This is a genomic window from Emticicia sp. BO119 (assembly GCF_013912375.1).
GTDB lineage: Bacteria > Bacteroidota > Bacteroidia > Cytophagales > Spirosomataceae > Emticicia.
Genome location: NZ_JACETV010000006.1, coordinates 332769 through 352998 on the forward strand (window position 1 = coordinate 332769; position 20230 = coordinate 352998).

Sequence of the window (20230 nt, forward strand, 5' to 3'; positions counted from 1 at the left end):
CAAAATGAGATTCATACTTTATCTATTCTTTTGCGCAAGTTTCTTAGAGGTTGTTGCTCAACAGGAGCAACAACCTAAATATATTGAAGATAAGTACTCCTATTTTATTGCCTTGAATCTAGGCAATGCCCTCGGGAGTTACCGAACCATTCTGAAAGAAGGAAATAAAGCCGGTACCAAATTCGGGCTAACCGGTGGTATTTTATTTAATCCTTATGGACGAAAAAAGGCCTCTCCCGTATTTTATGGTGCCGAAATTGGTTTTCAGGGAGATGGCCGGGAAGACCCTATTACTACCTATAGTGGTGATTTCCGAGTAAATAATACCTCTTTTTGGATAAATGGACTGGCGCGCTACCGTCCTATCTTATGGAGTTCAAAGATAAATCCTTATGCCGATGCTTTTTTTGGAGCTAAAATTATTCAGACCAACCTGGTGGAGCAATTGAATGAAGATGAATCTGAAACTTTGCAAAGATGGACTAAACTAACACCTAATTATGGCTTAGGTGTCGGCGTTGGTTTCAAATTGTTTGGAAGTATGAAAAATGCTTATTTAGATATAGGAGTCTATTATCAACAGGCCGATGCAACAAAAATTGTAAAACCTCATACGGTTGAGATTGATAATAACTTCGAATATAAAAGTAAACAGATTCTTACAACAACAAACCAGTGGGTCGTTAAAATAGGTATTACCGGGTTTAATTAAGGAAATTATATACTTTCAGATAAATCTTTTACCAGACCTTTGTCACAGTACAGGGTACGTCGAGGGAATCGTTCTATCAGTTCAAAATCATGTGTGGCCATCAGCACAGCCGTATTCGACTGCTCGTTAATATCCATAAATAGTTTCAGAATTTCAACCGACATTTCAGCATCAAGATTCCCTGTCGGTTCATCAGCCAATAAGATTTGAGGTTGATTTAGTAAGGCACGGGCGATTCCTACCCGTTGTTGCTCACCACCTGACAATTGATGAGGCATTTTTTCAAGAATATTAGGCAGGTTGACCAAGTTAAGAACTTCACTGATTCTCACACTCATTTCTTCTTTATCTTTCCAACCCATTGCTTTCAGATAAAACATGAGGTTTCGCTCTATATTTCTATCGCTTAATAACTGGAAATCTTGAAAAACTATTCCGATATTCCTCCGTAAGTAAGGTATTTGTGAGCGTCGCAATGCATGAAGTTCATAATCTACTACAACACCTGTACCCTTTTCTAACCAAAGATCGGCATAGAGTGTTTGTAAAACTGAAGATTTCCCGCTACCTGTCCGCCCGATCAGATAAACAAATTCACCTTTGCAAATAGTAAAATTGACCGCTGATAGCACCAGTTGGTCTCTTTGATAAATATAGGCATTCTGTAAAGAAATAACGGGTTCCATGTATTGAGCATTAATGTCTATCAATAGCAAGTCACTTTGCTGATTACCACAAAAATGACTTGCAATTAAAATAAGACTTATTTCTGATTCACTTTCGCATGGTCGGCTAAGAACTTCGCCAGGCCGCTATCAGTTAAAGGGTGATTCAATAATGCTAAAATTGCTGAAAGAGGACCTGTCATGACATCGGCACCAATTTTCGCACACTGAATAATATGCATAGGGTGGCGAACTGAAGCTGCTAAAATCTGAGTCTCGTATCCGTAGTTATCATAAATCAAACGAATATCTTCAATCAGATTCATACCGTCAGTTGAAATATCATCTAAACGACCTACGAACGGTGATACATAGGTGGCACCTGCCTTAGCTGCCAATAATGCCTGACCCGGCGAGAATATCAGCGTACAGTTGGTTTTGATACCTCTTTCTGAAAAATACTTAATAGCCTTTATGCCATCTTTTATCATTGGTATCTTTACTACTATTTGCTCATCTATTTCTGCTAATTCTTCACCTTCATTAATCATCTCTTCATATTTCGTCGAGATTACCTCTGCGCTTACATCACCATCTACTATCTCACAGATAGCTTTATAATGGCGCATTACATTATCTTTTCCGGCAATACCTTCTTTTGCCATTAATGATGGATTAGTGGTAACACCATCAAGCACACCCAGGTCTTGTGCTTCTTGTATTTCTTTGAGGGAGGCGGTATCGATAAAAAATTTCATAGAACATTTTGCCCCATATCCGAAAACCGGAAGATTTTGTTAGGAACTTTCATGCCTTTGGGGGTTAGCTACATGAAAGTAGTGGTTTATATTTGAACAATTGCTATGAGCCAAAAACAAAAAATGGCAAATTCACCGCTCAACCACAATACCCTTGCTTCGGTCAAGACCTGGGGGATTCAGCAGGAGCTGGTAATTTGCCGCTGCAAAGGTAAGAAACTTTTCCGCTCTCTACAAATGGTTTCAGAAAAAAGACTAAGCAATTGTTGGTTCAAAGTATTACAAAACCATTAAATAAATTTTTAAGGCTAAAAAACTGTCAAAGGGAGTCCAGTTTCTATAAAAAAAATCTAACTTTGACAACAATAAGTAATATACCAGCCGCTTATTGGCCGTCACCTAATTGATTTAAAACCATAAAACTAATCTAACATGAAAATGACAACCTCTACTATGTCATGTTGTGTATTGTTTTTGTGCCTAATGTTGTTCTATGATTCTTTCTCCCAGAATACGCAGAAAACCTCAAAAAAAACAAAGACGAATTCTCAATATGTTGTGCCGAAAGTTTATGCACAACGCAAAAGCCCCGAGCAATTTCTGAAAGACCAGTTAGGGCAGAAAATCGAACTAAAAGAGCGTAGCATAGCTGATCAGGTAATTGCTGATGATCTGATAGTGCAAGGCAGTGAATGCGTTGGTTTTGACTGTGTCAACAACGAAAGTTTTGGATTTAACACTATCCGATTAAAAGAGAACAATACACGTCTGGCCTTTGACGATACAAGCGTCGGTGCGTTTCCAGCGAATGATTGGGAATTAGAAGCAAATGCCACAGCAAGTGGTGGTAGTAGCCACTTTGCTATTAATGATGTAACCGGAGCAAGGACTCCATTTAAAATTATTGCTGGTGCACCAACAAATTCTTTCTTTATGGCCTCAAACGGTAAAATTGGCTTACGCACCGCTACACCTGTATTAGACTTGCATTTCAACACCGGAGATACACCTGCCATAAGATTAGAACAAAATAATACTAGCGGCTTTACTGCCCAAACCTGGGATATGGCTGGTAATGAAGCCAATTTTTTTATCAGAGATGTAACTGGTGGTAGCAAATTGCCTTTCCGAATCAGACCAGGAGCTCCTACGAGTAGCGTTGATATTTCCTCTTCAGGGAAAGTTGGGATCGGTACTGCAAGTCCTCTTGCTACACTTCATGTGGAAGGCTTTGCTTTTGTCAGAGACTCATTATTTGTAAAAGGCTCTATATTACCAGGTTCAATTGTTTTACCATCTGATATAAAACTGAAAAGAAATATTTTGGATATGGGCAGTATGTCAAAAATTATTAGCTCGCTAAGCCCCAAAACCTTTTATTACAAAACAGATGAATATCCTAACTTAGGTTTCTCAAACACGCTGCAATATGGTCTGATAGCACAGGAAGTTGAAAAAGTTTTACCTACTTTTGTAACTCCCACCTCATTCCCCGGTGAAAAGGGAACCTTTAAAACTGTCAATTATGTTGGCCTTATTCCTGTTTTATTACAGGGTTTAAAAGAGCAGATAGCAGTAAATGAACAACAAAAGGCAGAAATTGAAGATCTGAAGGCTAAATTGGCTCAATATGAAGCGTTAAATACCCGTTTAGACCGATTGGAGGCTGTCTTGAATAAAGAAGCTATTTTGAGTAAAGAAGAAAAAGAGAAAAAAGCCGAAAAAAAATAAATCTGAAAAAATGAAGATTATATACACACTCATTATTCTATGTTTTCTGAGCTTATCTGCCTTTTGCCAGAGCATTGACCAGAACGGCCGTACCCCCGAGCAACAAAAAATAACCTCTGTTGCTCCTGTGCAAGAACCTTATCTTCAAGAAGATACATCTGCAAAAACGGTTGCATCATTCAAGTTAAAGTATGCCTTGCCTACTGGGAAAACATCAGGAGAAATTATTTTGTTTCATCCTAAAGCAGACCAGATTCTAAAGAAAATCAGCTTGACTCAACAACAAGGTTCAGTTGAAGTTTCAACCAAAGATTTACCAATTATAGGGGTGATAGCAGCTTTATTTACTGATACAATTCCTATACAAACAAAAGCTATTAAGTTAGTCGAATAAATATTTAGATTACTCAAAAAGTCCGATAGTTCAGTATGCTAACGGACTTTTTATTTGCTTTTAAATAGCTTAAGAGAAGCTTTATTCTGAGAAACTACATATAGTCTGTTTTTTGAGGCGGTTTTCACTGTAATAATATCTTTACAATCTCCATCTACTACAAATCCTGTTTTATCATAAAGCTCAGCATTAAAGCCTCCCTTTCCGTCACCCATTAGAATAAGTCCAACAAACGCATCATATTTTCCTGCAATAGGTTCAGCATCATAAGCATTACCAACGATCATTATATCTAAATTGCCATCATGGTTTACATCGTCTATTAGCATACTTTGCACAGGTGCCCATTGTGCCATTTGGGGTAGCGGTTTTAAAGCGAATAGACCACTGCCAAGGTTTTCAGCATACATACTTTCCTGAACGTACGCTTTTTTGATAATTGCCTGTTTCATTTGTAGGTCTGTCAGCACATCTTTCATTGTTGCTTTGGCATAGCTTGCATAATTTTGAAATTTCTTGCGAAACAAAGGTAATTGACGAAGCAAATAGTCTCTTGTTGGAATTGGATGTTCCTTTCCGTTTATAAAATATGAAGGTATTGCATCCCAACGGCCATTGTCATCATAATCTGCCCCATATACTGTGAGAGGTTGATTCTTTGAGCATTTATAACGGGAATTTAAGCCCAGATTACCTAAAACTAAATCAATATCTCCGTCTTTATCAAAATCAGCGGCTGAAACTGTATTCCAAAAGCCTTCAGAATCAGGAAAGGCGCCTGATTTGCTTAACTTGCCTTGGATATTTTTAAAAACAGTAACAGGCATAAATTCTCCTACTACGACCAAATCAAGCCAGGTATCATTATCAACGTCTATCCATATAGCATCTGTAACCATACCTATTTTAGCTAACTCAGCGGAAGTCTGTGTCGTATAATCACTAAAAATTCCATAATCATTTTTAAACAGATAACTATCCCCAGATTGAGGATACTGTAAAGGTGTTAGCCTACCACCCCTAAAAATATCTAAATCCCCATCTTTATCGTAGTCGGCCACAGCCACACAAGAACCGCTATGTCTGATGCTTGGAAGCTGATTGGTGGCATCAGTAAAATTTCCTTTTCCATCATTCAGATATAATCTATCCTGATAATAGTTTGAACCGTCAGGATACTCATTAGAGCCACTTACTATATATAAATCCAAATCTTTGTCGCTATCAGCATCAAATAATACCATTTCGATATCTTCTTCACCTTTGGGTAAAGATTCATTGATATAAGACTTTTGTATAAACAGTCCCACCGGTGTCTGCACAAAGAATTTTCCGTAGTTTTTATAAGAGCCTCCAACAAAAAAATCATCCAGACCGTCACCATTTATATCACCAACAGTCATTTTAGGACCTTGCTGTGATAATTTATGTAACAATAAGGTTTCTACATTATAATCTACGTAACGCTCTTCTTCAGACTTGAAACTAATATTAACTGACGATGTTACATCTGCCAATAATGTAGGTTCCGGGTTATCAACAGATTTATTATTTGCTGTAGAATTGATGTAATCTAATTTAAGAGTTTGATTTGCCCCTATATTTTTCAGTTTCTGTGTTTTGCCATCTGTCCAGACTACTTCTAACGAATCTATTTTAGTATTGCTACCTAAACCAAAATGAATAATATAATCAACCGAAGAAGCATACCCTTTCGTAACAGCCTGATGATATTTCTGCAGAACACCTTTGGCATAAATGGTTATCTCACTACCCAAACCATGAATATTTTTCGGAGTTCCTTTTAATTGAATTTTCAAAAAATTAGTTCTTGGAGCGTCATTCCGCATCACATAGGCTGGTTTATTGGTATTATTTATCACCAGATCCAAATCACCATCGTTGTCCAGATCAGCATAAGCCGCACCATTTGACACTGAAAGTGAATCGCCAAACCACTGTTTTGTAGCATCTTCAAAAGTCAGGTCACCTCTATTTTTAAAAAAACAATTTACATCATTCCATGAAGGCAATTCCAGAGACCTGTCAATCATATACCTTCTAAGATTTCCTAAATTACGCTCTTCATAAGCTACATTATAAGAAATAAAATCAAGGTTGGTAATATCTCTTAAATAGCCGTTTGAAATAAATAAATCCTTTAATCCATCATTATCAAAATCAGCGAAAAGAGGTGCCCAGCTCCATTGGCTACTATGTACACCCGCAATCTGACCTATTTCTGAAAAAAGGACTCTTCCTTCAGGTGTTTTTCCCAAATTAATGTGAAGCATATTCCGCATAAATTGCGAATGGTAACCTGTATTTAGCTCTACTTCATACTGTTCAAAATTACCTGGTCCTGTCATCATTTTACGTTGTTCATTATTAGCAGGTAACATATCTACTGTCATAATGTCCATTCTTCCATCATTATTGAAATCAGCTACATCGTTACCCATCGAAAAACGGCTGTGGTGTTTCAAATACTCTTTTGCCATTTCCTTAAAGGTTCCGTCATGATTATTTATATAGAGCAAATCATTAGGAAGAAAGTCATTACTAACAAATATATCTTCCCACCCATCATTATCAATATCACAGATAGACAGTCCCAAGCCATTACCATCATGCAGAATGCCTGCCTTTTTAGTTACCTCAGTAAATTTGGCATCGCCATCATTCTGAAAAAGTTTATCATTAGAGTACCCGGTCCCATCATTTACAGGTATAGTAATCCGGTTAGGATTCCGAATAACATTGGTGGTTGTCAATAGGTACATATCTAAATCCCCATCTTTATCATAATCAAAAAAAGCGGCCTGACTCGAATAAGTAGTATCTGCTAAACCAAAATCCTGAGCCATTTCTTTAAACGCAGGTATCCCATTCTGGCCTACTCCCTGATTGATATACAATTGATTAGCGCGTAAATCACCCGTATAGTTTCCCGATTTACAGACGTATATATCCAGCAATCCATCTGCATTAACGTCAGCTAAAGTTACGCCGGTAGACCAACCTCGTTTTATTATTCCTGCCTGATCTGTAATATCCTGAAATTTTAAAGAGCCTTTTTCCTTATCACTTATGTTTATATAAATACGGTCGCCAGACATGTTCCCGGTAAAATATAAATCCGGTAGATTATCACTATTCAAATCTCCCACGGCCACCCCAGCGCCATTATATACGTTATGAAAATCGTAAAGATTAAACTGCTCGTTTTCAATCACCGTGTTCTGAAAGCTAATCCCTGTTTCAGAGCCGTGTAATAGTGTAAATAGTGTTTTGGTCTTGCTATTACAGGAAAATAACAATGGGAGTAAAAAGATTAAAAGAAATTTAGGGTTCATAGCTAAAAAATATTCCAATGAGCAATACTTAGGAAAGTTATAAAACTTTTAACTTGACAGCAAATGTTTTTTTAGGTTGCTTTGATATACTAATCCTAACTGCAAATTTTTTCGACCAATGGCAAAAAAAATTATTTTATGGCTTTTTATGGCCTTTTTCGTCTACGCTGCCCTCGTGCAGTATAATGATCCTGACCCTTATGTCTGGATTCCGACTTATCTCATTCCAGTTTTTTTATGCTATCATAAATTACAGGGTAAAGGGGAGGCTATTATTTATTTTACAATTGGATTATTATACTTCATGTGGGCTATCAATCAGTTTCCTCCAGAATGGGAAGGGGTAATGTTGAACGAATTGGGAATGAAAACTATCAATATTGAATTAGGACGAGAATCACTCGGCTTAGGTGTTTGTGCTGTTGGCGTTTGGGTATGTGCCTTATTGAAGTAAAAGATCAAAGAAACAAGGAAAATGGAGAAAGGAAAATAAAAATGCCTTTTAGAGATAACTACTATTTTAAAAACAGAGAAAAACTTAATCGATTCTCCATTTTCCTGCTTTCTTTTACGAGACAAATACTATATGATTTTCTTAATGGTGTATTTTCTCTAAATCTTCTTTAGTATCAATACCAAAACTTTCGTAGTTAGTAACAACTGCATAAATTTTGTATCCAAAACCTAACCAACGTAACTGCTCCAATTTTTCTGTATTTTCTAAAGGAGATGTCGGAATATGTGAAATCTGCTCTAAAACATCGCTACGATAAGCATAAATACCAATATGCTTGTAAAAATCAGCATGCTCCAACCATTCATTAGGCTCATAACCACGAACATAAGGCACAATCTGGCGACTGAAATATAAACATTGTTTACGAATTGTCAAGACTGCTTTTACTACATTCGGGTCGTTTAGTGTTTCGTAATCTCTGATTTTTTTAACTGCCGTTGCAATTTCAGTCTTAAAATCCAATAACCCTGCAATTTGGTCAATTATATCGGGGTCAATAAAAGGCTCATCTCCCTGAATATTAATAGCGTAATCGTACTTTGTTACCCCTCCTGACTTTTCAAGTGCCTCAAAGCATCGATCGGTACCAGTCGGATGGCTACTTGATGTCATCACTGCATCACCTCCGAACTCTAAAACGTGATTCAGAATTCTGGCATCATCGGTTGCTACCACAACTCTTTGCAAACTCTTTGCTTTTAATGCCTGCTCATATACACGCTGAATCATACTTTTACCATTAATATCGACCAAAGGCTTGCCCGGAAAACGACTTGAGGCAAATCTTGCCGGTATAATTCCAAGAATTTTCATAGGTTTCAATGTTTTATTCGGGGCTAATTTACACGAAAAAAAAAATATATGCGTTAATCTCTCGCAGAATCATTAAATTTGCGTTAAATCCAATCGCTTGACTACTATGTTAAGATACTTTTTTACTACGGCTTTTTTCGTGCTTTACCTGACAAAATCATTCAGTAATTCACTTCCAACCCCACTCGATTCTATTGGTATTGAGAAAAAAAATGGAAAATTGTTTGTTCTACACAAGATAGAACAAGGCGAAACTCTCTACTCAGTTTTGAAACGATATAATTCTTCAGAAAAAGAATTTTATGCTACTAATCCTGAATTTAAGAAAGATGCTATAGTAGCCATTAATCAGGTAATCAGTATCCCTCTTAATACCAGAAGCAAAAGTATACCACGCCCAAGAATAACAGAGGGCCACTCTGTACAGGATACAACAACCCGGCCAAGGGGAATTGTAGATGAAAACGGCATAGAGGTAATTGATATTCCGGAGGCTACACCTAAAGAGAACCTGCCTAAAAAAGAAGATAGCTTGAAAAATGCAGTAACTGACAATACTACTGAAATAAAAGATTTTAAACCTAAAACTCATACGGTAGCAGCCGGAGATATACTCTTTAGTATAGCAAACAGATATAAAGTAAAAGTATGGCAATTGAGAGAGTGGAATAAGCTTACCAACGATATACTAAAAATCAATCAGATATTAATAGTAGAAAAACCTGCAAATTTAATATCGAATGCCATTAAAGATGAGAAAAAAGAAGCGATTAAACCCAAACCAGTAGTAAACCCTGCTGCTTCGGTAGGTAAACCTAAAACGGCCTCAGGCCCGGCCGGAGATGTAGAAAAAACGAAGCCTTCAAATACAGTTATTACCAAACCATTAGCCAATAAACCTCAAACGCCAGTACCAAATGCTCCAACAGGAAAAAAATATAGTGAACAAGGTATTGCTGAAGTAATAGAGGCAGGTTCGTCAACAAATAAATATTTAGCTCTGCATCGCACGGCTCCGGTAGGCACATTGATTAAAATTGTTAATGAAGCTAATGGGCAAAGTGTCTGGGTAAAAGTAATTGGTAAATTATCTGGTCCTGGAGATGCCATTATCAAGATTTCACCTAAAGCTTTTGAAAAATTACAGCCAAAAGATAAACGTATTCGTGCATCTTTGAGTTATGCTTTATAAAATATTGGATAATAAGTACACAAAACACAATTTTATGAATCCTAATCAGTTAAAAGACAATTCGCTCAAACCAATAGCTACTACTGCAAAAAATAAGATATGGACAGTATTCTTTGCTATTCTTTACCCCATTATTACTATTTTTGGCCTTTTATTCACAGGTATTGTAGCAATTTTTTCTGCTATTTCAAGGGTTTGTGTATTTCTTCTGAGATTAATTAAGAAATAAATTATCACTGTTTTATAGAATAACTCCAATAATATTTGAGCATTTTATTGCTTTCCTATGTCTGACTATATACTGAGTCTCCTGAATGATAAATATGAAGAGTTTAATCATCCCGGTTTTATTCCTAACGATCCCATCAGTATTCCACATCGGTTTATCCTGAAACAAGATATTGAAATTATGGGCTTTATAGCGGCCATCTTAGCATGGGGACAGCGAAGGACCATTATTAACAAATGCAATGAGTTGATAGAATTAATGGATGGTGTGCCCTTTGATTTTATAAAAAATCATCAGGATTCTGATTTGAAGCGTTTTCTTTCATTCAAGCATCGTACTTTCAATACAACAGATACTCTCTACTTTATTGAGTTTTTTAAAGATTTCTATTCAAGACATGAATCTTTAGAGGAGGCATTTATTAAAGGTCTGACTCCTGAATCAACAGACACCAAAATTGCTTTAGAAAATTTCCAGAAAGCCTTTTTTAGTTTGGAGGATTATCCGGTTCGAACTATGAAACACATTGCTACTCCTACTAAAAACTCTTCCTGTAAACGAATTAATATGTTTTTAAGATGGATGGTACGGAAAGATGAAAAAGGAGTAGATTTTGGCATCTGGAATAAGATATCTCCTGCTCAATTGGTTTGTCCCTGTGATGTGCACGTAGAACGGGTAGGTCGTAAATTAGGGTTGATAACCCGCCTGAAAGCAGATTGGCAAACGGCTGTTGAACTTACTCTAAATCTCAAACAGCTTGACCCTGCCGACCCGGTAAAATATGATTTTGCTTTATTTGGTTTGGGGGTAGAGGGGTATATGTAAGAATAAAATAAGTATAGTAGGTTGACTTAGTAAAGAAATTTATATTTTTACTTTCCTTATCTCAACCTCTATTCTATGACCACCACTAACATACCTACCCGCCTTGCATCGGCGGATGTCTATCGTGGCTTTGTTATGCTACTAATGATGGCCGAAGTCTTTCGATTACACAAAGTTTCTGAAGCCTTACCTGATAGTTCATTCTGGAGTTTCTTAGCTTATCACCAAAGCCATGTCGAATGGGTCGGTTGTGCCTTACATGACATGATTCAGCCATCTTTCTCGTTTTTAGTTGGGGTGGTTCTTCCCTATTCTATTGCCAGCCGTCTAAGTAAAGAAAACAACTTCTGGAAAACTTTCCGTCATGCAATTTGGCGTTCGTTGATATTAATTTTATTAGGCATATTCTTACGTTCTCAGTGGAAGGAACAAACGAATTTTACCTTTGAAGATACACTTACCCAGATAGGTTTAGGTTATCCTTTTTTATTTCTTTTGGGGTTTGCTTCTCATCGTGTTCAGATAGGTGCTTTAGTGGTTATTCTTGTTTGTTACTGGGCGGCATTTGCACTTTATCCATTACCTGGTCCTGACTTTGATTATGCCAATGCCGGGGCAGTTAAAGACTGGGAAAATAACCTGACTGGCTTTGCTGCACATTGGAATAAAAATACCAACCTTGCATGGGCTTTTGACCGCTGGTTTCTGAATCTTTTCCCGCGAGAAAAACCATTTCTGTTTAATGGAGGTGGCTACGCTACCTTAAGCTTTATTCCTACTTTAGCAACAATGATATTAGGCTTAATTGCCGGGAATCTCTTAAAATCAGATAAAACCCCGCAGGAGAAGATTAAGCTATTTGCTATTTTAGGTGTTTCAGGGCTTGTAATAGGATTGCTTCTTAACTGGCTTGGCATTTGTCCGAATGTAAAAAGAATCTGGACGCCCACCTGGGTTGTATTTAGTGCCGGTTGGTGCTTTTTATTTCTGGCCTTTTTCTATTGGACAGTAGATGTTCTGCAAAAACGCAACTGGTTCTTTTTTCTGACAGTAATAGGCATGAACTCGATTGCCGCCTATGTAATTGCTGATGGACTTAACTCTTATGTTTCTAAATCATTAAAAATACATCTGGGGCAAAACTATGCTACCATTTTTGGAGAACCTTATCAATATTTAGTTCATGGTTTTCTGATGCTTGCCATTGATTGGTTGATTTTGAAATGGATGTATAATAAGAAATTGTTTATTCGGATATAGGTTGTTTTTAACCACAGAGTCTCACAAAGTTTGGCACAGAGTAACGCAGAGTAGTATTTTTTAACTCCGTGTTACTCTGTGATAAAGTCGGAGCCACTCCGTGGTTTAAATCATACTATCAACTAATTATCAACCTCCTTTCTCACCTCAAATATTCTTCTCAACCAATTTACTTTCTCAGCTTTTTCTTCTTCCTCGTCTTCTTTGTTAGGCTTATATTTTTTCAGTGGCAGTAAGTCAGGTTGGCCCGCATCTACCCAACAAGTAAACCAGAAATCTCCAATCATTTTTACTGATGCCCGCATTTGTCGTTCTACCTGATTTTTAAGCATCTGATGATACTTAGTGGTAAATTCTCTGGAATATACACGCGTGGTAATACCATTTATCTCTTCAAAACTAAATTTTTTATCTTCAGAAAACTGAATGCTTAAATCCTTTTCAAATAAGAGCACTGAATCTAAAGCAGCATTGGCATTTATTACAGTTTGCCAGGCTCTTTTCTGGGGGAATTCTTCGTAAGTAGCTTGCCCGACAAAGAAATCGTAATTTTCCGCAAAAGTTTCAGGTAAACGACTTTCCCAGAATCCATGTATTCCTACCTGATTACTTAGCTGTCCATTATAATTTCTGGTAGTATGCAATGGTACATGAGCATCAGCAATATAATGCCCTATATCAGTTGAAAGGCTCAATATTCTTTTAACATCCTTTTTTCGGAATGCTTCTGTTAGCTGATATTTCATAGAATTAATATGCCAGGGTACAATGCCATGTGCGTAGAGTGAATCCTCTCCTATTTTATCTACGGCATCTTTCCATGTAAATTTAGCTAATTGCCGTTTGGCAGAATCAGCATAATTGTCTAAATCAATGAAATGTCTCGGGGCTTCTTCTTTTATCGCATAACGTCTCTGGTCAGCATTAATAGCATTTTCTGTAATATAGTCGATATTTTTCTTATAAAAGCCAAACATTTCAGGAGGCAGAGTAAATACTGCTAAACGATTAATCTTTTTGTGCGCAAAAAATCCCCATAGAGGACGTTGCCAAGGCATACATTCCTTTGATGAATTTTCAATATATGCAAAAGCACAAATAATAGGCGAGCTTACAATTATCAATAGAAATCTCGGCCAGTTAAAAATCTTTGTTAGTCTTGCAAAAAGTGGTATTATTTGCTTCATTCGTAATAGTTTTAATTATTCCCCTAATATTATACCTAATTCATTAAAATGAAAAAAAATCTGTTGCTCTTTTGTTTATGCACTACTCAAATCTTTGCCCAGAATACCCTGAAATTTGCTTCCATTGGTCAGTTCAAAACCCAGGGGGGTAAAACTATTCAAAATTGCAAATTGGGTTACCGCACTTTCGGACAATTGAATGCCGAGAAAAGCAATGCCATTTTGTTCCCGACATGGTTTGGAGGTAAAAGTGAAAACCTGGTTGGTAATGCCGGAACGATGGTTGATACTACCCGATTTTATCTGATTTTAGTTGATGCTTTAGGCAATGGAATTTCTTCTTCGCCCTCCAACATACCTGGTTTTCCTGATATTACTATCAGAGACATGGTAAATTCAGAATATGCTTTGATAACCAAAAAATTTCAGATTAATCATTTATATGCAGTAATGGGCATTTCAATGGGTGGCATGCAAACTTTTGAATGGCTGACAGCTTATCCTGATTTTATGGAAAAAGCTATTCCGATTGTTGGGTCTGCTAAGCAGTCTTATTACGATATACTACTATGGAAAACAGAGTGGAATATTATTGAACAGGCTGGCAAAAATCCGATAGCACGCAAAAATGCGATGAGACAGGTAGCAACTGTACATAATCTGAATCTGGCAACACCAGATTTTTATGTAAGAACAGAAAAGGCTGAAAATGCCTATACTGAAATGCAGAAAGCAGGAGAGGACAGAGTAAGAGAGCATAATCCAGAAAACTGGATTTGTCAGATAAAAGCTATGCTCTCACAGGACATCTATCAGACTTCTGGTAAATCTTTGACGGAGATGACAAGCCATATCAAAGCAAAAGTATTGGTAATAGTTGCTACAAAAGATGCAATGGTAAATCCCCATTCAGCTATGGAGTTTGCTAAGGCTTTAAACACAAATTATTTAGAGCTTACAGGAGACTGCGGACACCTTGCCCCAGGTTGCGAGGGTGATAAAGTAAGAAAAGCTATAGCAGAGTTTCTATAAAATCACAAAATTTTATTTTTTAATATTAATGAATCGTAAAAAGTCCATTTCTCACCCTTAAAATCACAAAAAAAATACTTTTTTCTTTTAAAATCTCGAATTTGAAACATACAAATTCGAGATTTATCATTTTTCAAGAAAAAATACTTAAAAATCAAACTTATTCTTTGTTTTTTACAATTTCTGCGTAGTCCAATTGATTTGGCAATAAATATCAAATACGGAATAATATTCTGTCAAAATAGAAAAATATAAAATCAATAAAATATTTTCTTGAAAAAGTGCAATGATTTAAAATAATTTCCGTTATATTTGCAGTGTAGTACAAAATATTATTCGGAAAATCAAAATGAGTCATACACAGAAAAAATCGTTATTAAGATATGTAATGCCAGCAATTGCTTTAGGAGTATTTGCCTTTTTAATGGTAGCATATGGTTCTGCTTATACACCACCTAAAGCACAAAAGCAAAGCATTATTTGCTATAAATTCAAGGAAGGAACTTCGGCAGAAGCAATGAAAAAACATTTGGAACAATTTCAGGACTTGAAACGCGAGCTGCCTGAAATCGTCAACTATTCAGCAGGAAATACAATTTCGAATGGTTCAAACGCTGAATATGACGTAATGCACTACCTCACTTTCAGAACTGATAGTGAATTAGTGAAATTCCGTCAAAGCACCCAATATCAGGCATTTGAGAAATCAAATGAAGCAAATTGGGAAAAAGTATTAGTTATTAATTCAGAAATAAAATAATTTTATTTCTGTTTATCAAAGAATATTCAGAAAAAGCACGCAAACGCGTGCTTTTTTCTTATGCATACATAAAGAGCACTTTTACAGGCATAAAATCAGACACTTATTGTTATATTTTTATTGTTCTGTTTTGTATTTAATAATAAAATTACTATTTTTGCACCCTCAATTGGAGTTCTAAAGAAAGCACAGACAAATTTTTTTAAATAAAATGGCAAATCATAAGTCGGCATTAAAACGCATCAGAGCGAACGAGGCAAAGCGTTTGAGAAATCGTTACCAACACAAAACAACTCGTACTATTGTTAGAAAACTACGTGGTCTTACAGATAAAGTAGCAGCAACGGAGTTGTTTAAATCAGCCGCTTCTATGTTGGATAAATTAGCGCGTAAAAACGTTATCCACAAAAACAAAGCAGCAAACTTGAAATCTGGTTTAGCGAAACACATCGCCGCTTTAGCATAATCGGTGTGTGATACAATATTTTGCTCATGGAAACGCCTCCGTGGGCATTTTTTGTTTAGTATTGTATAAAAATATATTGTTACAACCTTACTAAACTTATGAACAATATTCTTTCCTGGGCTGAAGAAGACCGTCCGAGAGAAAAATTAATGCTTAAAGGCAAAGCCGCCCTTTCTGATGCAGAATTAATTGCTATTCTGATTGGTTCAGGCACAAGAGAATTATCGGCTGTTGATTTATCAAAACTTATTTTACGTAGTGTCGGCAATAATCTCAACGAATTAGCCAAACTAACTATCAACGACCTGATGAAATTTAAAGGTGTTGGCGATGCCAAAGCTATTTCAATAGCAGCAGCCCTTGAATTAGGCAGAAGAAGGAAAGAGAGTGAAGTAGTAAGAAAAGCAAAGATAACTTCGTCAGGAGATGCTTATCAGGCCATGATACCATATTTGCTTGATTTATCTCATGAGCAATTCTGGGTTTTGTTGCTCAATCGTGCCAGTGAAATAATCAGGCCTTTTCAGATAAGCATCGGCGGAGTAGCGGGCACTGTAGCCGACCCTAAGATAATTTTCAAGAGTGCGATTGAATATCTGGCCTCAGCTATTATTTTAGTTCATAACCATCCTTCGGGTAATCTTACACCAAGCCAGGCAGATTTAGATCTGACTAAGCGTGTAAAAGAAGCTGGACGTTTATTAGATATTCCGATATTGGATCACCTGATTTTCGGTGATAATGGTTATTTCAGTTTTGCCGACAAAGGTATTCTTTAGAATTTCCAACAGACATCTGTTCTTTAAGTTTAAATCCAATCATAATCGACATTATAAATTCTTTTGATATAAATGCTAACTGTTTCAAATATTTCGCTTCGTTTCGGAAAACGTACACTTTTCGAAGAGGTTAATTTAAAATTTACTTCTGGCAACGTTTATGGGCTTATAGGCGCTAACGGAGCAGGGAAATCAACTTTTGTAAAAATCCTTTCGGGTGAAATCGAGCCTACTTCTGGAAATGTAAGTATGGACCCGGGTGAAAGAATGTCAGTCTTAAAACAAAACCAGAATGCTTTTGACGACGAGACTGTATTGAATACAGTTATCAGAGGTAATGAACGTCTATCTGAAATCATTGCTGAAAAAGATGCCATTTATGCAAAACCTGATTTCTCGGAAGAGGATGGTAATCGTGCTGCTGAATTAGAAGCAGAGTTTGCAGAAATGAATGGTTGGGAAGCAGATTCTGACGCAGCTTCGTTGTTATCAGGTTTAGGAATTAAAGAAGACTTACACTATAATATAATGGCAGACATGAACCCTACTGACAAAGTAAAGGTTTTGTTGGCACAGGCTTTGTTTGGAAATCCCGATATTCTGCTATTAGATGAACCTACCAACAACTTAGACATTGAGTCTATTTTGTGGTTAGAGAACTTCTTAATGAACTTCAAAAACACCGTTATAGTAGTTTCTCACGACCGTCACTTCCTTGACAACGTGTGTACTTATATCGCCGACCTTGATTACAAGAAAATCACTTTATATGGTGGCAACTACTCTTTCTGGTATGAGTCAAGTCAATTAGCGGCTCGTCAAAAAGCTGACCAGAATAAGAAAGCAGAAGAGAAAAAGAAAGAATTGGAAGAATTTATTCGTCGTTTCTCTGCTAACGTTGCTAAGTCGAAACAGGCTACTGCTCGTCAGAAGATGATTGAAAAACTGAATATCGAACAAATTCAACCATCCTCTCGTAAATACCCTTATATCGGCTTTAAGCCTGAACGTGAAGTTGGTGATCAGATTTTATTGGTAGAGAACCTGAGCTACAAATTAGAAGATGGCACTTACCTATTCAGAAATTTGAGTTTCCAGGTAGCCCGTAATGAAAAGATTGCCTTCCTGAGCAAAGATGGTCTGGCAGTAACTGCATTGTTTGATATTTTGATGGGAGAAAGAAAAGCAACTGGTGGTACATTTAAATGGGGTATAACTATTACCAATAGTTATTTGCCAAATGATAATACTGAGTATTTCACAGACGGCAATCTTGATCTGGTAGATTGGTTACGCCAGTACTCCACTGAAAAAGATGAGACTTTTATTCGAGGTTTTTTAGGTAGAATGTTGTTTTCAGGTGAAGAAGCCTTGAAAAAATGTACAGTACTATCTGGAGGAGAAAAACAACGTTGTATGTTCTCAAGAATGATGCTCTCTGGAGCGAATGTATTGCTTTTCGACGAACCAACCAACCACTTAGACCTTGAATCAATTCAAGCGCTTAACAAAGGTATGGAAGATTTCCCGAGCAATATTCTCTTTACTTGTCATGACCACCAACTGACACAAACCGTTGCAACTCGTGTGATAGAATTGACACCGAATGGTTGTTTGGATAAACTGATGGATTTTGATGATTATCTGACTAACGAAAAAGTAAAGTCTCAGAGAGACGCATTATATGCGTGATTACAGATAATCAATATATTTTAATCATATCCTACTCTTAGTTATACTTACATAGTTTAGGATATGATTCTTCAAATAAAAGCTGAATACTACCTATCAATTGCCCGACTTCAAAGAAATATTACAACAAGACCTTGAGGCTACTCTCAATAAACCCAAAACTTTATTAGTAGATGTTCGGGAAGTATGGGAATTTGCTGATTTTAATATTGGGGGAATCAATATTCCACCACACGAAATTACTGAAAGATTAGATGAATTGAGAGACTATGATACCATTATAGTGGCTTGCTCGAATGGTACCAGAAGTAGCATTGTAGCACGTCTTCTTACAAAGAAGCTATCTGATAAGGAGATATTACACTTAGAAGAAGGAATTTTCTGATAAATATCAATAAGTAATCTGACGACTACCTATTGATATTTATGTATTGGCTTCGAATCATTTGTAGTTTCTTTCTTTCTTAATTAACCATTTACCAACGGCATAAGAAGTAACCATTAAAACAACAAAAAATGCAATAGCAAGCCAAGTTGGATATTGATAACCGAACATATTCGTTTTGAGTTTTAAGTTTCAACCCTGCAAAAATACAACAAAAACCTATAAGTAAAGGTGTTTGTCATTAAAAAAACTGAAAAATTTAATGTCTTCTTTAATTAACTTCTACAAAAGCCTTAATAGCTAAAACAAGCATAGCAATAACAACTAACCAGCCGATTATTTGAAGAAAGACAGAATGTTTATAAGTACCAATGAGTCTTTTTTGCCTGCTTGCCAACAAAACAATAGCTAAACCAATAGGTAAGACAAAACCATTAAGTGTACCAACCCAAACTAAAATTTCTACAGGCTTACCAACCAATGCGAAAACAATTGTTGAAAAAATAATAAAACCAATAATAATTTGCTGGTGAAACTTTTCGAAGACTGGATGAAAAGTACGAAAAAAAGAAACAGATGTGTAGGCAGCTCCAACCACCGAAGATATAGCTGCACACCAGATAACAACACCAAAAATCTTGTAGCCTACATTTCCTGCCGCTTGCTGAAATACTGAAGCTGCGGGATTGTCTTTATTCATAACAAAGCCCGTCACAACAACTCCTAAAGACGCTAAAAAGAGCAAATAACGAACTATGGCCGTTACTAAAATACCTGTAGTTGCGCTCTTGTTTATCTGAGATAGGCTCTCTTGTCCGCTTATTCCAGCGTCAATTAAGCGATGTACACCAGCAAAGGTAATGTACCCCCCTACTGTTCCACCAACTAATGTAATAGTAGCCAAGGCATCAAATTTCTGTGGGATAATAGTATAATACATAGCATCAAAAACAGGTGGTTGGGCAACAAACACAACATACAAAATCAGGAGTATCATCACAAAGCCTAAAAATCTTGTAAAATTATCTATTATTTTGCCCGCCTCTTTTGAGAGAAATATGCCGATAGCAATGATAGCACTTATTACTGCTCCTATTTTTACATTTATCCCGAAAAGTACTTCAAATCCTAAGCCTGCGCCAGCTACATTGCCTATATTAAAAGCCAGTCCTCCGATTACAATTAAAAAAGCTAATATGTAGCCAAGTCCTGGAAGCAAATCATTAGCTAAATCCTGTGCTCTTTTGTTGCTTACTGCAACTACCCGCCAGATATTTAGTTGTGAAGCGATATCCAGAAAAATCGACAATAAAATAACAAAGCCAAAACTTGCAAGTAATTGCTCCGTAAAGACAGTAGTTTGCGTTAGAAAACCAGGTCCGATGGCAGAAGTTGCCATCAGAAAAGCGGCCCCTGTTATGACTCCTTTGTATTGCGCTTTTTTCATTATCAGATGGTTTAGATTTTATTATCA

General features: G+C 36.5%; 21 protein-coding genes. 15 read left to right on the forward strand and 6 right to left on the reverse strand.

From position 1 onward, the window contains the following. Nucleotides 1–4 precede the first annotated feature (4 nt). A complete protein-coding gene (locus tag H1R81_RS19970) occupies nucleotides 5–712 on the forward strand; it encodes a hypothetical protein (protein WP_181842505.1) in 708 nt (235 codons plus the stop codon). 5 nt (nucleotides 713–717) lie between these two features. Here the strand turns inward: H1R81_RS19970 and H1R81_RS19975 are convergent, their stop codons facing one another. After that, complete coding sequence (locus tag H1R81_RS19975; RefSeq protein WP_181842506.1) at nucleotides 718–1398, reverse strand: cell division ATP-binding protein FtsE; 681 nt, start codon at nucleotides 1396–1398, stop codon at nucleotides 718–720. Between the two features lie 77 nt (nucleotides 1399–1475). Continuing rightward, nucleotides 1476–2135 carry a fructose-6-phosphate aldolase gene (fsa, locus tag H1R81_RS19980; protein ID WP_181842507.1) on the reverse strand — a complete coding sequence of 220 codons (660 nt, stop codon included), beginning with the start codon at nucleotides 2133–2135 and terminating at the stop codon, nucleotides 1476–1478. 123 nt (nucleotides 2136–2258) lie between these two features. Here fsa and H1R81_RS19985 point away from each other — a divergent pair, with 123 nt between their 5' ends. The 3 genes from H1R81_RS19985 (at nucleotide 2259) to H1R81_RS19995 (ending at nucleotide 4260) form a co-directional block, all read left to right on the forward strand. Beyond that, nucleotides 2259–2429: a hypothetical protein gene (locus H1R81_RS19985; protein ID WP_181842508.1), complete on the forward strand. Its 171-nt coding sequence runs from the start codon at nucleotides 2259–2261 to the stop codon at nucleotides 2427–2429. 264 nt (nucleotides 2430–2693) lie between these two features. Continuing rightward, on the forward strand, nucleotides 2694–3866 hold the full coding sequence (locus tag H1R81_RS27725; protein WP_181842509.1) for a tail fiber domain-containing protein: 1173 nt from the start codon (nucleotides 2694–2696) through the stop codon (nucleotides 3864–3866). Between the two features lie 10 nt (nucleotides 3867–3876). Further along, nucleotides 3877–4260, forward strand: a complete 384-nt coding sequence (locus tag H1R81_RS19995) for a hypothetical protein (RefSeq protein WP_181842510.1) — start codon at nucleotides 3877–3879, stop codon at nucleotides 4258–4260. A gap of 50 nt (nucleotides 4261–4310) precedes the next feature. Here H1R81_RS19995 and H1R81_RS20000 read toward each other — a convergent pair whose 3' ends face one another. Further along, nucleotides 4311–7616: a VCBS repeat-containing protein gene (locus H1R81_RS20000; protein ID WP_181842511.1), complete on the reverse strand. Its 3306-nt coding sequence runs from the start codon at nucleotides 7614–7616 to the stop codon at nucleotides 4311–4313. Between the two features lie 118 nt (nucleotides 7617–7734). Between H1R81_RS20000 and H1R81_RS20005 the strand changes: the two genes are divergently transcribed. Then, the gene (locus H1R81_RS20005; protein ID WP_181842512.1) at nucleotides 7735–8070 is read left to right on the forward strand and encodes a transmembrane 220 family protein; all 336 of its coding nucleotides are present in this window, start codon (nucleotides 7735–7737) and stop codon (nucleotides 8068–8070) included. Between the two features lie 141 nt (nucleotides 8071–8211). On the opposite strand, the gene kdsB is transcribed toward H1R81_RS20005, so the two are convergent. Next, on the reverse strand, nucleotides 8212–8946 hold the full coding sequence (gene kdsB, locus H1R81_RS20010; RefSeq protein ID WP_181842513.1) for a 3-deoxy-manno-octulosonate cytidylyltransferase: 735 nt from the start codon (nucleotides 8944–8946) through the stop codon (nucleotides 8212–8214). A gap of 106 nt (nucleotides 8947–9052) precedes the next feature. On the opposite strand from kdsB, the gene H1R81_RS20015 reads away from it, so the two are divergent. The 4 genes from H1R81_RS20015 (at nucleotide 9053) to H1R81_RS20030 (ending at nucleotide 12455) form a co-directional block, all read left to right on the forward strand. Continuing rightward, nucleotides 9053–10138, forward strand: a complete 1086-nt coding sequence (locus tag H1R81_RS20015) for a LysM peptidoglycan-binding domain-containing protein (protein WP_181842514.1) — start codon at nucleotides 9053–9055, stop codon at nucleotides 10136–10138. A gap of 34 nt (nucleotides 10139–10172) precedes the next feature. Then, complete coding sequence (locus H1R81_RS20020) at nucleotides 10173–10367, forward strand: hypothetical protein (protein WP_181842515.1); 195 nt, start codon at nucleotides 10173–10175, stop codon at nucleotides 10365–10367. A gap of 57 nt (nucleotides 10368–10424) precedes the next feature. Then, entirely contained in the window at nucleotides 10425–11195 is a 771-nt protein-coding gene (locus H1R81_RS20025) for a TIGR02757 family protein (protein ID WP_181842516.1), read from the forward strand. Between the two features lie 75 nt (nucleotides 11196–11270). Next, nucleotides 11271–12455, forward strand: coding sequence for an acyltransferase family protein (locus H1R81_RS20030; protein WP_229251176.1), 1185 nt, complete (start codon nucleotides 11271–11273; stop codon nucleotides 12453–12455). A 122-nt stretch (nucleotides 12456–12577) separates the two neighbouring features. Here H1R81_RS20030 and H1R81_RS20035 read toward each other — a convergent pair whose 3' ends face one another. Beyond that, a complete protein-coding gene (locus tag H1R81_RS20035; RefSeq protein ID WP_229251185.1) occupies nucleotides 12578–13513 on the reverse strand; it encodes a zinc dependent phospholipase C family protein in 936 nt (311 codons plus the stop codon). A 177-nt stretch (nucleotides 13514–13690) separates the two neighbouring features. On the opposite strand from H1R81_RS20035, the gene H1R81_RS20040 reads away from it, so the two are divergent. The 6 genes from H1R81_RS20040 (at nucleotide 13691) to H1R81_RS20065 (ending at nucleotide 18756) form a co-directional block, all read left to right on the forward strand. Next, nucleotides 13691–14674 (forward strand): alpha/beta fold hydrolase, encoded by a 984-nt coding sequence (locus tag H1R81_RS20040; protein ID WP_181842518.1) that lies wholly within the window; start codon nucleotides 13691–13693, stop codon nucleotides 14672–14674. 349 nt (nucleotides 14675–15023) lie between these two features. Next, a complete protein-coding gene (locus H1R81_RS20045) occupies nucleotides 15024–15434 on the forward strand; it encodes a Dabb family protein (protein WP_181842519.1) in 411 nt (136 codons plus the stop codon). Nucleotides 15435–15645: 211 nt separating this feature from the next. Beyond that, nucleotides 15646–15900, forward strand: coding sequence for a 30S ribosomal protein S20 (gene rpsT, locus H1R81_RS20050; protein ID WP_181842520.1), 255 nt, complete (start codon nucleotides 15646–15648; stop codon nucleotides 15898–15900). A 98-nt stretch (nucleotides 15901–15998) separates the two neighbouring features. Further along, nucleotides 15999–16679, forward strand: a complete 681-nt coding sequence (gene radC, locus H1R81_RS20055; RefSeq protein WP_181842521.1) for a RadC family protein — start codon at nucleotides 15999–16001, stop codon at nucleotides 16677–16679. Nucleotides 16680–16751: 72 nt separating this feature from the next. After that, nucleotides 16752–18371, forward strand: coding sequence for an ABC-F family ATP-binding cassette domain-containing protein (locus tag H1R81_RS20060; protein ID WP_181842522.1), 1620 nt, complete (start codon nucleotides 16752–16754; stop codon nucleotides 18369–18371). Nucleotides 18372–18471: 100 nt separating this feature from the next. After that, nucleotides 18472–18756, forward strand: a complete 285-nt coding sequence (locus H1R81_RS20065) for a rhodanese-like domain-containing protein (RefSeq protein WP_181842523.1) — start codon at nucleotides 18472–18474, stop codon at nucleotides 18754–18756. Between the two features lie 271 nt (nucleotides 18757–19027). On the opposite strand, the gene H1R81_RS20070 is transcribed toward H1R81_RS20065, so the two are convergent. Further along, a complete protein-coding gene (locus H1R81_RS20070) occupies nucleotides 19028–20203 on the reverse strand; it encodes an NRAMP family divalent metal transporter (protein WP_181842524.1) in 1176 nt (391 codons plus the stop codon). Nucleotides 20204–20230 lie beyond the last annotated feature (27 nt).

Coding starts and splice junctions, on each gene's coding strand:
- H1R81_RS20060 (WP_181842522.1), top strand. CDS start 16,752: ATGCTAACTGTTTCAAATATTTCGCTTCGTTTCGGAAAACGTACACTT.
- rpsT (WP_181842520.1), top strand. CDS start 15,646: ATGGCAAATCATAAGTCGGCATTAAAACGCATCAGAGCGAACGAGGCA.
- H1R81_RS20020 (WP_181842515.1), top strand. CDS start 10,173: ATGAATCCTAATCAGTTAAAAGACAATTCGCTCAAACCAATAGCTACT.
- fsa (WP_181842507.1), bottom strand. CDS start 2,135: ATGAAATTTTTTATCGATACCGCCTCCCTCAAAGAAATACAAGAAGCA.
- H1R81_RS20025 (WP_181842516.1), top strand. CDS start 10,425: ATGTCTGACTATATACTGAGTCTCCTGAATGATAAATATGAAGAGTTT.
- H1R81_RS20045 (WP_181842519.1), top strand. CDS start 15,024: ATGAGTCATACACAGAAAAAATCGTTATTAAGATATGTAATGCCAGCA.
- H1R81_RS20030 (WP_229251176.1), top strand. CDS start 11,271: ATGACCACCACTAACATACCTACCCGCCTTGCATCGGCGGATGTCTAT.
- H1R81_RS19985 (WP_181842508.1), top strand. CDS start 2,259: ATGGCAAATTCACCGCTCAACCACAATACCCTTGCTTCGGTCAAGACC.
- H1R81_RS20040 (WP_181842518.1), top strand. CDS start 13,691: ATGAAAAAAAATCTGTTGCTCTTTTGTTTATGCACTACTCAAATCTTT.
- H1R81_RS20070 (WP_181842524.1), bottom strand. CDS start 20,203: ATGAAAAAAGCGCAATACAAAGGAGTCATAACAGGGGCCGCTTTTCTG.
- H1R81_RS20035 (WP_229251185.1), bottom strand. CDS start 13,513: ATGCCTTGGCAACGTCCTCTATGGGGATTTTTTGCGCACAAAAAGATT.
- H1R81_RS20015 (WP_181842514.1), top strand. CDS start 9,053: ATGTTAAGATACTTTTTTACTACGGCTTTTTTCGTGCTTTACCTGACA.
- H1R81_RS20000 (WP_181842511.1), bottom strand. CDS start 7,616: ATGAACCCTAAATTTCTTTTAATCTTTTTACTCCCATTGTTATTTTCC.
- kdsB (WP_181842513.1), bottom strand. CDS start 8,946: ATGAAAATTCTTGGAATTATACCGGCAAGATTTGCCTCAAGTCGTTTT.
- H1R81_RS19970 (WP_181842505.1), top strand. CDS start 5: ATGAGATTCATACTTTATCTATTCTTTTGCGCAAGTTTCTTAGAGGTT.
- H1R81_RS19995 (WP_181842510.1), top strand. CDS start 3,877: ATGAAGATTATATACACACTCATTATTCTATGTTTTCTGAGCTTATCT.
- radC (WP_181842521.1), top strand. CDS start 15,999: ATGAACAATATTCTTTCCTGGGCTGAAGAAGACCGTCCGAGAGAAAAA.
- H1R81_RS19975 (WP_181842506.1), bottom strand. CDS start 1,398: ATGGAACCCGTTATTTCTTTACAGAATGCCTATATTTATCAAAGAGAC.
- H1R81_RS20005 (WP_181842512.1), top strand. CDS start 7,735: ATGGCAAAAAAAATTATTTTATGGCTTTTTATGGCCTTTTTCGTCTAC.